We start from the raw sequence: 15,564 nt of genomic DNA on the forward strand, positions 1-15,564 counted from the left end.
TATTAATTAACAAAAATTATTACCATGAAAAGTACAGATAGTAAAAAAGAGACGGCTTCTAAACCAGAAGCAAAAAAAGGAGTGACAAAAGCAAAATCAGATGCAGCATCCGGATTGACTGAATTATTCGAAGACGGATTAAAAGACATTTACTGGGCCGAAAAAGCTTTAACTAAGGCAATACCTACCATGACAAAAAATGCGACGTCAGCGGACTTAATAGAGGCTTTAAACAGCCACTTGACCGAAACCGAAGAACATGTAAGTAGATTAGAGCAGGTTTTTAAACTAATTGGTCAAAAAGCTTCGGCAAAAAAATGCGATGCAATGGCAGGCTTAATCGAAGAAGGAAAAGGGATTATTGAAGAAACTGAAGTTGGAGTTGTACGTGATGCAGGTATTATCGCAGCAGCGCAAAAAATAGAGCATTACGAAATTGCCACTTACGGTACTTTACGTCAATTTGCCGAGACTCTAGGTTTAACCGAAGCAGCCAGTATTCTGGAGCTGACATTAGACGAAGAAAAAGGAGCCGATAAAAAATTAACAGAGGTTGCAGTAAATGCTGTAAATCTTGAAGCTGCAGAAGCAGATTAATTTTAAAGAGAAAATTTTAAAAAGTGCAGCTTTCGGGTTGCACTTTTTTTAGTTTATAATTTAAAAATTAAAGATTATGCCAGAAGGTCCGTCGATAATGATTTTAAAAGAAGAAGTGCAGCAATTTTCAGGACAAAAAATAAATGAAGTCTCTGGAAATAGTGCGATTGATATTGAACGCCTCGAGGGCAAAACCATTCTGGATTTTAAAACCTGGGGGAAACACTTTTTAATTTGTTTTGATGATTTTACGGTAAAAATTCATTTGCTCATGTTTGGAACGTATCGAATAAACGAACGCAAAGAAACCAAACCAAGATTAAGCATGATTTTTTCAAACGGAGAACTCAACTTTTATACTTGCTCTGTCAAAATTCTAGAAGGTGATATTAATCAATATTACGATTGGAGGGAGGATGTAATGAATAAAAAATGGGATCCGAAAAAAGCAAAACAAAGTCTGGATAAAAAACCGGACGAAATGATTTGCGATGCAATTCTCGATCAGAACATTTTTTCAGGAGTAGGGAACATTATCAAGAACGAAGTTTTGTACCTATGTAAAATTCACCCCGAATCTGTGGTGGGGAAAATTCCGTCAAAAGATTTAAAAAATATCATCAACGAATGTTCGATTTATAGTTTTGAATTTCTCAACTGGAAGAAAAATTATGAACTAAAAAAACATTGGCTGGCTTACACCAAAAAAGAATGTAAGCGATGTAATCTTCCCATTCATAAAAAGCAAACAGGGAAGGGAAAGCGAAGAAGTTTCTTTTGTACCAATTGTCAAAAACTACACATATGAAAAAACAGGTTTTAATAGGTTGTTCAAGCTTTAATAATCGCTTCTGGAAGGGAATTTTCTATCCTGACAACCTGTCAGTTTCGAGATGGTTTTCCTTTTATTGCCAGTATTTTAGCACCTATGAGTTCAATGGAAGCTTTTATAGGTTTCCAACGGTAAAAATATTTGAGAATTGGTACAATAAAACGCCGGAACATTTTGTTTTTTCTGTAAAAGCACCAAAAGAAATCACCCATATTAAGAAATTTGTGGATTGTGAATATCTAATAAATCAATTTTATATGATATGCCAGGCAGGCCTGAAAGACAAATTAGGCTGTATTTTATTCCAGTTTCCGCCTAGTTATCATTTTAGCGCTGACAGATTGCACCAAATCATAGGAAGTTTAGATTTAAAGTTTAAAAACGTCATCGAATTTCGCCACGAAAGTTGGTGGAATCAGGAAGTCTGGAATGCCTTCAAGGATAACAATATTATCTTTTGCAGTGTAAGCCATCCGCAATTACCCAATACTATTTTTACAGATTCGACCCTGATTTTCATAAGGCTTCACGGAACACCCAAGATGTTTTACTCGAGTTATTCACCTGAAGAATTACTTTATATAAAAGATGTAATTGTTTCAAAGTCAGCATTTGTGTATTTTAATAACACTGCAAGCGAAGCAGGGATTTTGAATGCTTTAGAGTTAAAACATATGTTGGAATAAGGTTTTTAAGGTTTAACCGCAATGAGCGCAAGGATTTACGCAAAAGTCCGCAAAGTTTTTTAGCCACAGATTAAAAAGATTAAAAGGATTTTTAAAATCTATATAATCATTTTAATCTGTGGTTTATTTTTAACTTGTTGCTAACTTTGCGGCCCAAAAAAAGCCCGCAAAGAAATAATTCCTAGCGGGCTTTGCGTAAATCTTAGTGCTCTTAGCGGTTAAATTATCCTTATAAAACTACAATTTCAAGTTACCTTCAATTCCGTCATCCATTGTTTTTCCTGTTACAAAAGCAGTGGCCATTTTAGCAATTGCGACCATTTTTCCGTTTTTGTTATTCCAGTAATAACCATCTTCGGGAACTACTTTTATGACGCTTAAATTTGGGTCATCTTCGCCTTCCGGCATCCATATTTTTACAATAGGATCCCATAATTCTTTTATCGTTTCCCTGTCGTACGAGATACTTGCGGTTCCGTGTAAGGTTAGAAATTTATCATGTGGTTCAGAGAAAAATAACTCAACCTGAGGGTTAAGGCTAATCTCTGCATTGTGGCTGCTGTTTCGGTCTGATAAAAACCAAAGCTGGCCTAAATCATCAATTTTTTGCACAGACATTGGTCGCGATTGTAGTCTGTATTCATTATAAGTACAAAACATACATGTTTTAATGTTTTCTGCAAGATCTTTTATTTTATCTACAGCAAATTCGTTCGTAAGGTCTTTATGATCTCCCATGACTTTATTTTTTATAATTTATTAAATGATTTTTTGATTAAAGTTCTCATTAACTGAGTACTATGATATTTTTTAATTTAAAACTTCATTATAGTAAAGTTGCTGATTTTATGACTTTTGAGCTTACACAATTAGATTTAAAAATTATGAGATTTCAATTACTAATTATCCGGATGATAATCTAAAAGACATTGATTTATCTATAAATTTGGTTATCTTTGAAGAAGAAAAATACCCAATTTTACAAAATACCATATGACTGATTTTACTATATTTTATACTGATGATGATGAAGACGATTTGAGCATTTTTACCGATGCAGTAGAATCATTACCAAAAAAAATACAGCTTCAGACATATTCTGGAGGCGAAAAATTATTGAATGCGATCTACAACCCGCCGCCAGTACCACATGTAGTTTTTCTGGATTTGAATATGCCGGGTAAAAACGGATTTGATGTTCTTACGGAACTTAGAAATTCTAAACTGCAAAATGATATTCCGGTAATTATTTTCTCGACTTCAAACGAGCCAAGTATAATCGAAAGATGTCGTAACTTGGGAGCTAATTACTTCATTACAAAGCCTGTTTTGATGAAAGATATTATAAAATCTATCGAACACGCACTGGAAATCGATTGGAAAAAATTCAATCCAACCGATAAAAACTTTGTTTATAAATCTTAGTGAAACTATTATAATTCAGGAATGTAAATATCAAAAGTGGCGCCTTGACCTTTTTCGCCACTTGCCGTGATAATTCCTTTGTGGTTTTCTACAATCTTTTTTACAATTGCAAGACCAATTCCGGTTCCTGCAAATTCATTTTCCGTATTCAGACGTTTAAAAACCTCAAAAATACGCTCCTTGTATTCGGCTTCAAAACCAATTCCGTTATCCGAAATTTTAAGATGATAATAGATCTTTTCAGGATAATTTAGCTCATGATTAATGCTTTTTCCTTTAATTCTTTCCGCACTAATCTCAATTACAGGAGTAAGATTCTTTTTAGAGAATTTTAATGCATTTCCGACCAGATTATGCAGCAATTGCCTAAACTGAAACGGGATAATAGTGGCTTCACCCAAAGGATGGAAATTAACAAAAGCATTCTTTTCTTCAATTCGGTCTGAGAAATCACTTAATATTTCCTCTGCAATATCATCTAAATTCGTTTTCACAAAGATTCTTTCAGCAGAGTTGGTTCTTGAATATTCTAAAAGATCCTGAATTAAGGTTTGCATTCTTTTGGCTGAAACTTCAATTCGGCTTAAATAAATTTTGGCTTTCGCCGAAATATTCTGCTCATCTAAATCAGACAATCGACTGGCAAAAGTCTGAATTTTTCGTAGCGGTTCCTGCAAGTCATGGCTTGAGATATAAGCGAAAGACTGCAGTTCGATATTCATATTAATCAGGTCCTTATTTTTAAGTTCCAGTTGTGCCGTACGTTCCTGAACCTCTTTTTCAAGTTTAGAGGTAAAATCTTTTTGATCCTGAATATCAGTACTGGTACCAACCCACATTTGAATTTTTCCCTGTTCGTCTTTCTGGGCAATTGCCCTGCTTAATTGCCACCTGTATTCGCCATCATAACGACGAAAACGATGCTCTAATAAAAAGTTATTTCCGGTTTTTATGGCTTCCATCCAGGTATTTACATTGGCTTCCCGATCTTCAGGATGTACAATCTGCAGCCAGCCTTTTTTCTCAATTTCATCAACTGGTATTCCGGAATACGTATAAACAGATTCATTAAAATAATTCAAATTCCCCAGTGCATCACTTGTCCAGATATGCTGAGGCATAGAGTCGGCAAGGAGTCTGAATTTTTCTTCGCTTTTGATTAAAGTTTGCTGGCTGTTTTTTTCGTCTGTAATATCCATTATGGTACCCAGCATTTTTACAGGATTTTTATCTTCGTCAAAAAAGATCTTACCATGTGCTTTTATCCAGCTTATGGAATGATCGGGTTTAATAACGCGGGCTTCATATTTGTAAATACTGGTTCTAAGTGCCACTTTATAAGCTTCTTCCAAAACAGGCTGATCGTCAGGATGAATTTGATTTCGAATTTCAGGGCGTGTTATTTTTACTGTTTTATCATGCCCAAAAATAGTAGCAAGGTTTTCTGAATATATTAAATCCTGAGTGATAAGATTGACGTCCCAGGTAGCAATTTCGGCAATTTCAACAGCTAATCTTGCGCGTTCTTCGGCATCTTCAACCTTTTTACGCGCTTCTACTTTTGAGGTTACATCATTTACGTTAACCATAACGCCCGAAGCTTCTCCTTCTTTTTCGAGTAACGGAGTATACTGATAATCAAGATAAAATTTCTTGAGTTTTCCCTTCACATTTACATAAGCAAGCGCTTCGTTTTCGCGAACAATTTTCTTGTTCAGTATAACCTTATCCAGTAATTCCGGATATTTTTGTTCTAATAATTCAGGGAAGACCTCAATGATAGGTTTTCCAATAGTTTCTTTTTTCTTTTTCTGCCAGATGGTTTTCATCATGGTATTATTCGCCATTTCGATAATATGGTCTTTCCCTCTAAAAATAGCCATTGCAATAGGAGAGTCCATTACTAAATTTCTAAAAGCTTTTTCGCTTTGTGTCAATAAATAACGCGCTTTTACGGCTTCAGTAACTTCGTGGGTTACTATAATAACACCCACAGTATTGTTTTCTTCTTTTAAAGGATGAAAAACAAGATTAAAATAACAAACTTCCTGTTTGCCGTAACGATTTAAAGTAACCTCCAATTCATTTGAATAATAAGAAATTCCATCTTCATACACTTTTGAAAGCAACGGATAAACTGTATCCTTAGTTTCGGGAACAGTAGCAAAAACGGGTTTATCCAGAATATCGTCTTCTGTTTTATCGATAATCTGAAGATACGTAGCATTGGCCATTTCGACAATCAGATCAGCGCCTTTAAGAATGGCAATCCCAAGTGGAAGCTGCTTTACGGTATTTCTAAATCGCTTTTCGCTTTCTTCAACAGCCGTTCTGGCAATTACCTGTATTGTAACATCATTAGCAATGGCAACAATCCCTGAAATAGACCCATCTGATTCTTTTAGTGCTTCGTAAACGACATTAATAAACGTGTTTACAATCTTACCTTTTCGGGTTAATTTTACGGGAAGTTCATAAGCAGTAAATCGTTCTCCTGTAGCATAAACGTTAAGTAAAACACCTTCTAAACCCTGACCGGCAACTTCCGGCAGCGCTTCAAAAACAGGTCTGTTGATGACTTCTTCTATTTTTCGGTCCCAAATTTCGAGCATCAGTTCGTTTGCAATTTCTACAACATAATCTTTTCCCCTAAAAATGCACATGGCATTAGGAGTTTGCAATATATTATTACGATAACGTTCGTTACTGTTTTCCAGATTTTTACGAATATTGACTTTGTTGGTCGTTTCATCGCAAATAACAAGAACACCATTTATTTTTCCCTCATCATTATTTACTGGACTATAACTAAAGGTCCAGTAAACGTCTTCCATTTTTCCGTTTCTGTATATGGGTAAAAGTTGGTCTTCGTGCCAGGTTGCCTCGCCCTCAGTAAGAACCTGATCGATTAGAGGTTTAATAAAATCCCAGATTTCAGGCCAGTATTCGGCGCCTTTTTGTCCTAATATAGCAGGATGTTTTCCGTCATTCCCGAGGCTGGGACGATAAGCGTCATTATAAAAACAAATATGATCCGGTCCCCAAAATAAGAACATGGGAAACTTTGAGTTCAAAAGTATTCCTAAAGTAGTACGTAAACTCTGCGGCCATGATTCAACAGGACCTATAGAAGATTTGCTCCAGTCTTTAGCACGTGTAAGCGCGCCCATTTCGCCTCCTTTGGCAAGAAAATCATGATTCTTAGTACTCATTAAAGTCATTTTTGTTTCTGGTTAAAACAAGAAAGTATTGGTAAAAAAGTTATAATTTCTAAAGTTGGTCTTTTTATAGAATTGTTAAAATTAGTAAATTAATTATTGATTTGTTTTTTGATTTTTTGAATGAGGTAATTTTTAAATCTATTGAGTTAATTTTATTTGTAATCAATGATGAAATTTGAATTAACAATAGATTTGAAAAAATCTTAATACAATGAAGTCATGAAAAAAGAGCAAAAACACGAAACCGATTATATCAAAAAATATCAGGACGAAGGATATACTTCTAATTTTTTATTCGAAGCGGGAACTTTATTGGACTCTGAAACGAAATATGCTTATCAGCCCAATGAAATTTTTATCGTAGCGCATCACCGTTATGAAGGAATGAGTGATCCTGATGATATGTCTATTTTGTATATAATCGAAACAAAAGACCAGATAAAAGGAACACATTTAATAGGTTATGGCCCAACAGCAGACCTTGAAGAAGCCGAATTTTTTAAAGATATCCCAAAGGCAAACTATTCGAAAAACGCCGATATCAATGAACTTACATAAGAAAAGAAAATAGATTAGTATTTTTTTATTTTGCTGGGGAGCAGTTGTTCCGGATTTATCCGGGGCAGCTGCTTTTGTTTTTTTATAAGTTTCTGATTTTCTGAGTTGTTAAGCTGCTAAGGTTCTAAGTTTTTTTTCTTACCACTAAGGCATAAAGAATTTAATTAATGTTTAATAGATAATCGCGCAAAGACGCAGAGTCGCAAAGAAAAGAGATTAAATCTTTGCGACTCTGCGTCTTTGCGTGAAATTTTAATAATCCTGTTCAAAAAACTTTGTGTCTTAGTGTCTTCGCGGCAAAAAAAAACAAACTGTCTTAGTAGTAAAAACAACCCTTGTAATAATTATGAAATATCTGATTGAAATTGTATAAAGGTTTGATTAACAATATTTCTGAAATTTGAATTATCAAAATAAGATAAAAAACCAAAGTTGGGTTTTGTACGTAAATAAGTACGAACCATTTTATAAAAACCAGAACATTATGAAAAAACTATACTTAAATACAGGAGGATTTAATGCTATTTTTAATAACCTTAAAGATAGTTTTAACGCCGAATTGATTACCAATAATAACGAATACAATTTGATTATTAAATCGAAATGGGCAAAAGGAACTATTAGCGGCGTTTGTTTTGAAAATAAAATGTCTCATATGCATTTTGACCTTGTATTTAATGAGGATATTACCTTAAGTGTAGAAGCTTTTAAATCTGCTCCGATACTTTTTGCGTATTGCGAAAACGGAAACTTATCCCATAGTTTTGGTGCTAATGGCGAGAAAAAAAGCATTAAAAAAAATCAAACCGGAGTTTTAAGCAATACATCGGTTATCAATAGTGTTTTGTATTTTGAAAGTCATAAGCACATTCAGTTCTCTTTAATCGGAATGCCAACAACGGGGGGAGAAGGGGATCAGAATTTTGAAATGATTACCCAATTAAAGAAAAGATTCATGAACGAATCGGGAAATTATATTTATACAGGATCAGAGAGCTTAAAAGTAATTCAGAAATGGCAGGAGTTAAAAACACTTCCGCAACAAGGAATTGTTAGAAACCTGATTAAAAAACTGATACTAAAAGAGATTATCGAGATGGAGATAGCCCAACATAGTTACAATTACATGAGTACGTTTGATCCTATCGTAAATCTGGCAGCAAGACAAATTAACGAGATTAAAAGAATTTCACACATGAATATTTCTGAAGTTATAAATGCTGCAGGATTAGCCAGCCGACACTATTTGCCACGTATTTTTAAAGAAAAATATCATTTATCATATAAGCCATTCAATCAAAAATTAGCTAGCTAATAAGCATTATATATACTACTTCTTTACGAAAAAACAGCTTTTCTACGAGCTGTTTTTTTATGGGATGTCGTTAAGCATTGCGCTTAAGATAGTCCTCGGATGATACTGATTCGCTTCGCGAAAACGCAGGTTTTTATGATGAAACTTAAAAAGCTTAGTGCCTTAGTGCCTTCGTGGCAAAAAAAAGCTTGTGTCTTTATGGCTAAGATTGCCCGCGGATGATACTGATTCGCTTAGCGAAAGCGCAGATTTTCGCGGATTTCTATAATAAACTTAAAAAAAAATTTGCGCCTTTACGTCTTTGCGAGATTAAAAAACTCAGCAACTTAGCAATTCAGTACTAACTCTCCTTCTCATAATAAATAATAAAATACACCATAATCAAATTCAGGCATAACGAGACGCTGTTGGTAATTATTATAGGCAGATCATTTTTTAAAATGCCGTAAATAATCCAAACCAAAATTCCGAAAGTGAGGATGCTAAAGGTTTTAAGTGATATTTGTTTCACTTTTTTAGTTTTCCAGACTTTTATAATCTGCGGAATCACTGATATTGTAACACAGGTTCCGGCGAAGAGTCCAACAATATCTATTAAGTTCATTTTTTTTAAAGTTACTGAGTTACTAAGTGGCTGATTTTTTTAATCTCGCGAAGGCGCAAAGGCGCATTTTTTTAAGTTACTGAGTTGCTAAGTCTCTAAGTGGCTGAGTTTTTTGCTCTCGCAATCCCAATAGCTATGGGGAGCAAAGTTGTTTTTTAAGTGCATTAATTTATTTAAGAATAAAGCTTAGTAACTTAGAGACTTACCAACTTAGCATCTTAAAAAAAAACTATCCTCCAATCATTTCACCGCCATTAATATGTATAAATTGTCCGGTGATATAACTGCTGTCTTCGCCGGCCAGGAATACGTATGCGGGAGCAACTTCTGAGGGTTGACCGGCTCGTTCCATTGGATTGTCTTTTCCAAAATCAGATAATGTATCGAAACTCGCTACTATAAGCGGAGTCCATATTGGGCCTGGAGCGACTCCGTTTACACGGATTTTTTTCTTGGCAAGCATGGTAGATAATGATCTGGTAAAACTTACGATGGCACCTTTTGTACTGGCGTAATCTGCAAGATGTTCGCTGCCGCGATACGCCGTGACTGAACTTGTATTAATTATGGTATCACCTTCTTTTAGCAATGATAGAGCAGCCTTTGTAATATAAAAGTACGGATAAATATTGGTTTCGAATGTTTTATGAAGCTGCGCTGCGGTTATATCTTCCAATTCGGTTTGAGGGAACTGTACTGCAGCATTATTCACCACAATATTTATTTTTTTAAAATGAGTATGGCATTTTTTTACGGCATTTTTGCAAAATTTCTCCTCCTTCAAATCTCCGCTAATAATCAAACATTGTCGGCCTTCTTTTTCAATTAAGGCTTGTGTATCTTTAGCATCTTTATCTTCTTTGAGGTAAACAATAGCAATATCAGCTCCTTCTCTGGCAAAATGTACGGCAACACTTCGGCCAATACCACTGTCTCCACCGGTTATAAAAGCTACTTTTCCTAAAAGTTTTCCGCTTCCTGTGTAGTTTTCTCGTATAATTTCAGGTTCCGGACGCATTAGGTGTTCGTTGCCTGGAAGGTTTTGTTTTTGTTCTGGAAATGTTTTCATCTTTTTCATAACATGTCATTTTAAAGCAATTAATCTGACTCTAAAATAGTTAATGATAATTCAATGCATTAACCGAAAGAAATTTAAGATTATCGCAATAAAAAAGCCTTACATATTTTTAATGTTCAACATGGGAATTATGTAACGAATTAAATTTTCAATAAAAGTGCTGTCTTCTTTTTTTTTATAAATTTGAAGGTTTGACTAACGTTATCTAAAATAGGATCAGCTATTTTTTATGACATTTTTCAAAGTGATTTTCAAACTAAAAACAAATTTTAATTCATAGAACTTTACTCCCCAACCAGTATGGTATTAATCGTTGACGATATAAAGGCAAATATTATTGCCTTGAAGAAAACATTAGAGCTACATGACATTGATGTGGATACTGCCGAGTCTGGTGAAGAAGCCCTGAAAAAGATTTTAAAGACAGATTATTGCCTGATTATCATGGATGTTCAGATGCCTGGACTTGACGGTTTTGAAGTTGTAAAAATTCTCTCGGGTAATAAACGAACCAAAGACATTCCTGTTATTTTTCTATCAGCGCTTAACATCGAAAAAAAGTATATTTTTAAAGGATATGAAACCGGTGCTGTCGAATATATTACCAAACCTGTTGATAGTGATTTGCTGATTTTAAAAGTAAAAACCTTTTTAAAACTATACGAACAGCAAAGAGAATTAAAAGGAATGAAAGAACTTCTTTCTAAAGAAATCATCATTAGAAAAGAAGCTCAGGATAATCTCGAAATTAAGATCGCCGAAAGAACCAGGGAACTGGTTTTGAAAAACGAAGAATTAGAGATGAAAAATCACGAACTCCAACAATTTTCCTGGGTAGTTTCGCACGATTTAAATGAACCTATACGAAAGATTCAGATCTTTATAAAAATCATCAAAGAGCTTTATCTGGCCGATGATGCAAAAGCAGTTGATTATGTAAATCGTACCATAAAATCGGCAGAAAGAATGCAGACTTTAATTACCGATTTATTGGCGTATTCGAGATTATCATCTCAGGTAAAACCCGAAGTAACAGATTTGAATGTGGTGCTGCAGGAAGTTTTATCTGATTTTGATTATTTGATCGAAAGAAAAAACGCCACTATAAAATCGAATGAACTTCCTACGATAGATAGTATCCCGAGTCAGTTGCGACAAGTTTTCCAGAATTTGATCGGGAATGCCTTAAAATTCTCCGGAAACTCTCAACATCCCTTAATCGAAATTACTTCGGAAATCATTTCTGATAAATCGTTTGAGAGTCCAACTTCCCCGGAAGGGAAATTTTGCAGAATTACAGTAAAGGATAACGGAATTGGTTTTGATGAAATTTATCTCGACAGGATATTTATTATTTTCCAGAGTCTAAACGATCGCCAGTCCTACGAAGGAACCGGAATTGGATTGGCAATTGCAAAAAAAATCATCGAAAAACACAATGGATTAATTACAGCAAAAAGTCAGGTAGGACATGGCGCAAGCTTTATTATTATCCTGCCTCTAAAATACGAGTAAACAAAAGTATATTTTCCCTTTAAAATACCAATAATTATAACCAAAAAACATGAAGAGTAATTTTAAAAGAAATTTGTTAATCAGTTCGTTAGTCTCATTGTTGGTACTAATGATCAGTTCCACAGCTTCATTTCTTAGTATAAAAAGCTTATTAGACAGTAATTCGTGGGTAAACCATACTCAGGAAGTTATTTATAACCTGAACGAAGGTTCGGCTATAATTACTGAGGCACAAACCAGTATGCGAGGCTATTTGATTACGGGCGACGAACAATTTGTAGACCGATACAATGATGCCGAAGCAAAATCGAAAGTTTTCTTTGATAAGGTAACTGAACTTACGGTTGATAATCCGTCGCAACAAATGCAGTTAAAGGAGCTAAAAGTGCAACGTGAAAACTTTTTTAAATACTTAAACAATCAAATTGTAAAGAAACGTCTCGGAAAAAACTCTGCTACATTTGATCTTGCCGAAGGTCGAAATATGATGAGTGATTTGCGTGCACAAATAAAAACTGTTGAAAATACAGAACAAAACCTTTTAAAAGTACGCAACGAAAACTCAGAACGTTACGGTACTTATAGCATTGTCCTGATTATTGTCGCTTTTATAATTGCTTTTGTTATTTCGATTGTCTTTTTGATCCGAATTTTGAAAGATTTCAACGAGCGTGCTTTACTTCAGAATGAATTAGAGAAAAAAGACCGCGAAACAGCGCAAAGAATCGAAGCCATAAGTTCTATTGCCAGTAATATTTCGAACGGAAACTATGATATCAGGGTAGACGATAACAAGGCTGATGCTTTAGGAAATGTGGGAGAATCTCTAAATAGTATGGGAGTTTCTTTAAAAAATTCTTTCGATTTATTATCTCAAAAAGAATGGCTTCAAACCGGAATTGCAAATCTTAATAATGTAATGCTGGGTGATAAAACGATGCAGAAATTATCAAAAGATGTGATCGAATTTGTGTGCCAATATACCAATAGCAGTGCGGGAGTTTTATATATTTTAGAAGATAATGAACTTTTTGTTTCAGGAGGTTACAGTTATATACCAGGCAAAAATCGTGAACGCATTCAAAAAGGAGAAGGTTTAATTGGTCAGGCCATTGTTTCAGGAAAAATTCTGGAATTAAAATCTTTATCTCCAGATGATATCCAGATTAATTATGCTTTGGGACAAATAAAACCAACACATATTGTAGCAGTTCCGTTATTAGATACGAGAGTTGAAGGTGCTATAGAGTTGGCGAGTATTTACGGATTTTCGGACCTGCATTTAGAATTTTTGAAAAGCGTTGCAAACAACATAGGAATTGCCATTAAATCGACTCAAAACAGAAAACGAGTGATGGAATTGCTGGAAGAAACCAAATCTCAGTCTGAGGAACTTCAGGTACAGCATAGCGAATTAGAAGCTATTAATGCCGAGTTAGAAGCGCAAACAGAGAAACTTCAGGCTTCTGAAGAAGAGTTACGTGTACAACAGGAAGAGTTAGAGCAGACCAACGAAGAATTGTCTGAAAGAAGTGTTTTATTAGAAGAAAAAAACAATGAAATTCAGAAAAAATCTGAAGCTTTAGAACTTACAACTCGTTATAAATCAGAGTTTTTGGCGAATATGTCGCACGAATTGAGAACACCTTTAAACTCGATTTTACTTTTAAGCCGTTTGTTGTCAGAAAATAACAACAAAAGCATGGTCGAAGAAGAAATTGAGTTTGCCAAAGTAATCCAGAGTTCTGGAAATAGTTTGTTAGGACTGATTGATGAAATTCTTGATTTGTCTAAAATTGAAGCCGGTAAAATGGAGCTTGAATTCCTGGACGTTTCGACCAAAGAAATCACAGATACTTTATGGAACTTGTTTAATCAGGTGGCAAAAGAAAAAGGAATTAAGTTTGAAATTATCTCTAAAGATGCACCAATTGTTATCAAGACAGACAAAATGCGTTTAGAGCAAATTTTGAAAAACCTGATTTCGAATGCGATTAAATTTACCGAAAAAGGAACGGTTAGTGTAGAAATTAAAATCAATACCGACGATGATAAAATCATTTGCTTTATTGTAAAAGATACCGGAATCGGAATCCCGTTAGAGAAACAGCCTTTAATTTTCGAAGCGTTTCAACAAGCCGATGGTTCTACCAAACGTAAATATGGCGGAACCGGTTTAGGATTGTCGATTAGCCGTGAATTGGCAAAACTGCTTCGTGGAGAAATTATATTGCATAGTAAGGAGAACGAAGGTAGTTCGTTTACTTTATGTCTGCCTGTTTTTGGATCTGCTGTTCATAAAATTAATGTAGAGAAGATTCCGCCAACAGAATTTACAGAAGTAGAACCGGATGAAAAAGCGCCGCCAAAGAAAAAATACATAAGCGAAACTATTCCTGCCGAAATTGAAGACGACAGAGATTCAATTTTACCTAGCGATAAGGTAATTATGATTGTAGAGGACGATATTAATTTTGCCAAATCGCTTCTAACCTTCACCAGAAAAAAAGGCTATAAAGGAGTTGTTTCAGTGCGAGGCGATTATGCTTTAAATTTTGCATTGCTTTACAATCCGGTTGGTGTTTTATTAGATATAGAATTACCAATAAAAAGCGGTTGGGAAGTTTTAGAAGAATTAAAAAATCACTCAGCAACCAAACATATTCCGGTTCATATTATGTCATCGCACAAATTAAAACAGGAAAGTTTACTAAAAGGAGCAGTAGATTTCTTAGACAAACCGGTCGCTTTCGAGAAAATTCCGGATGTATTTTTACGAATCGAGCATATCATTAATAAAGAAGCACAAAAAGTTTTAATCATCGAGGATAATCCAAAACATGCTAAAGCGCTGGCTTATTTCTTAGAAACTTATAATATTAATTCAGAAATAAAAAGCGAAGTTTCGCAAGGATTAGAAGCCTTGAATAAGACAGAAGTAGATTGTGTTATTCTTGATATGGGAATTCCGGACAAACACGCTTATCAAATTCTTGATGGTGTAAAGAAATCTCCGGGATTAGAAAACTTGCCGGTAATTGTCTTTACAGGAAAAAGTTTATCGATGAAAGAAGAAGTAAAAATTAAAAAATACGCCGATTCGATTATTGTAAAAACAGCGCATTCGTACCAAAGAATGTTAGACGAAGTTTCCCTATTTCTGCATTTGGTCGAAGATAAAAAAGAAGGAAAAGACAATAAAGAAAGCTATAAAAAGCTAAATTTACTAAATAATATCCTGCACGATAAAAAGGTATTAATTGTAGATGACGATGTTCGTAATATTTATTCGTTGACAAAAGCCTTAGAAGTTTTTAAAATGAATGTTATTACCGCTTTTGATGGTAAAGAAGCCATCAAAATCCTGGAAGAACACGACGATACTGATATTGTTTTACTGGATATGATGATGCCTAATATGGACGGTTATGAAACAGCCGAAAAAATTCGTAGCATGCCTAAGTTTTTAAATTTACCTTTAATAGCCGTTACAGCCAAAGCAATGACAGGCGACAGAGAAAAATGTATCAAAGCAGGAGCATCAGATTATATTACCAAACCGGTCGATATTGATCAGCTGCTTTCGTTATTGCGAGTGTGGCTGTATGATAAGATATAAATAGATTACAAAGAAAAAGTTAGCCAGAGATTAAAATAACTCAGGCAGATTATTTGATGCTAATTTCACGCAGATTTAAAAAGATTAAAGCAGATGTGCACAGATTATTTAATA

General features: G+C 34.5%; 12 protein-coding genes. 8 read left to right on the forward strand and 4 right to left on the reverse strand.

Annotated features, from left to right (window positions below):
- Positions 1–24: 24 nt before the first annotated feature.
- From IRZ78_RS11225 to IRZ78_RS11235, 3 genes are all read left to right on the forward strand, one after another.
- Positions 25–597 carry a ferritin-like domain-containing protein gene (locus tag IRZ78_RS11225; RefSeq protein ID WP_194616630.1) on the forward strand — a complete coding sequence of 191 codons (573 nt, stop codon included), beginning with the start codon at positions 25–27 and terminating at the stop codon, positions 595–597.
- Positions 598–673: 76 nt separating this feature from the next.
- A complete protein-coding gene (locus IRZ78_RS11230; RefSeq protein WP_194616631.1) occupies positions 674–1,405 on the forward strand; it encodes a DNA-formamidopyrimidine glycosylase family protein in 732 nt (243 codons plus the stop codon).
- Positions 1,402–2,115, forward strand: coding sequence for a DUF72 domain-containing protein (locus tag IRZ78_RS11235; protein ID WP_194616632.1), 714 nt, complete (start codon positions 1,402–1,404; stop codon positions 2,113–2,115). The genes IRZ78_RS11230 and IRZ78_RS11235 overlap by 4 nt, the downstream gene beginning before the upstream one ends.
- Before the next feature lie 237 nt (positions 2,116–2,352).
- Here IRZ78_RS11235 and IRZ78_RS11240 read toward each other — a convergent pair whose 3' ends face one another.
- Positions 2,353–2,853, reverse strand: a complete 501-nt coding sequence (locus IRZ78_RS11240) for a pyridoxamine 5'-phosphate oxidase family protein (protein ID WP_194616633.1) — start codon at positions 2,851–2,853, stop codon at positions 2,353–2,355.
- A 255-nt stretch (positions 2,854–3,108) separates the two neighbouring features.
- Here IRZ78_RS11240 and IRZ78_RS11245 point away from each other — a divergent pair, with 255 nt between their 5' ends.
- Positions 3,109–3,540, forward strand: coding sequence for a response regulator (locus IRZ78_RS11245; protein ID WP_194616634.1), 432 nt, complete (start codon positions 3,109–3,111; stop codon positions 3,538–3,540).
- Between the two features lie 8 nt (positions 3,541–3,548).
- On the opposite strand, the gene IRZ78_RS11250 is transcribed toward IRZ78_RS11245, so the two are convergent.
- Complete coding sequence (locus IRZ78_RS11250; protein ID WP_194616635.1) at positions 3,549–6,752, reverse strand: PAS domain S-box protein; 3,204 nt, start codon at positions 6,750–6,752, stop codon at positions 3,549–3,551.
- A 228-nt stretch (positions 6,753–6,980) separates the two neighbouring features.
- Between IRZ78_RS11250 and IRZ78_RS11255 the strand changes: the two genes are divergently transcribed.
- On the forward strand, positions 6,981–7,319 hold the full coding sequence (locus IRZ78_RS11255; RefSeq protein WP_194616636.1) for a hypothetical protein: 339 nt from the start codon (positions 6,981–6,983) through the stop codon (positions 7,317–7,319).
- A gap of 484 nt (positions 7,320–7,803) precedes the next feature.
- Entirely contained in the window at positions 7,804–8,634 is an 831-nt protein-coding gene (locus IRZ78_RS11260) for a hypothetical protein (RefSeq protein ID WP_194616637.1), read from the forward strand.
- A 340-nt stretch (positions 8,635–8,974) separates the two neighbouring features.
- Here the strand turns inward: IRZ78_RS11260 and IRZ78_RS11265 are convergent, their stop codons facing one another.
- Together IRZ78_RS11265 and IRZ78_RS11270 are read right to left on the reverse strand one after the other, a co-directional pair.
- A complete protein-coding gene (locus tag IRZ78_RS11265) occupies positions 8,975–9,238 on the reverse strand; it encodes a SemiSWEET transporter (RefSeq protein WP_194616638.1) in 264 nt (87 codons plus the stop codon).
- Between the two features lie 229 nt (positions 9,239–9,467).
- Positions 9,468–10,316 (reverse strand): SDR family oxidoreductase, encoded by an 849-nt coding sequence (locus tag IRZ78_RS11270; protein ID WP_194616639.1) that lies wholly within the window; start codon positions 10,314–10,316, stop codon positions 9,468–9,470.
- A 300-nt stretch (positions 10,317–10,616) separates the two neighbouring features.
- On the opposite strand from IRZ78_RS11270, the gene IRZ78_RS11275 reads away from it, so the two are divergent.
- Together IRZ78_RS11275 and IRZ78_RS11280 are read left to right on the forward strand one after the other, a co-directional pair.
- The gene (locus IRZ78_RS11275) at positions 10,617–11,831 is read left to right on the forward strand and encodes a response regulator (RefSeq protein ID WP_194616640.1); all 1,215 of its coding nucleotides are present in this window, start codon (positions 10,617–10,619) and stop codon (positions 11,829–11,831) included.
- A 49-nt stretch (positions 11,832–11,880) separates the two neighbouring features.
- Positions 11,881–15,450, forward strand: a complete 3,570-nt coding sequence (locus IRZ78_RS11280; protein WP_194616641.1) for a response regulator — start codon at positions 11,881–11,883, stop codon at positions 15,448–15,450.
- Positions 15,451–15,564 lie beyond the last annotated feature (114 nt).

The organism is Flavobacterium sp. CSZ (assembly GCF_015350725.1).
GTDB lineage: Bacteria > Bacteroidota > Bacteroidia > Flavobacteriales > Flavobacteriaceae > Flavobacterium.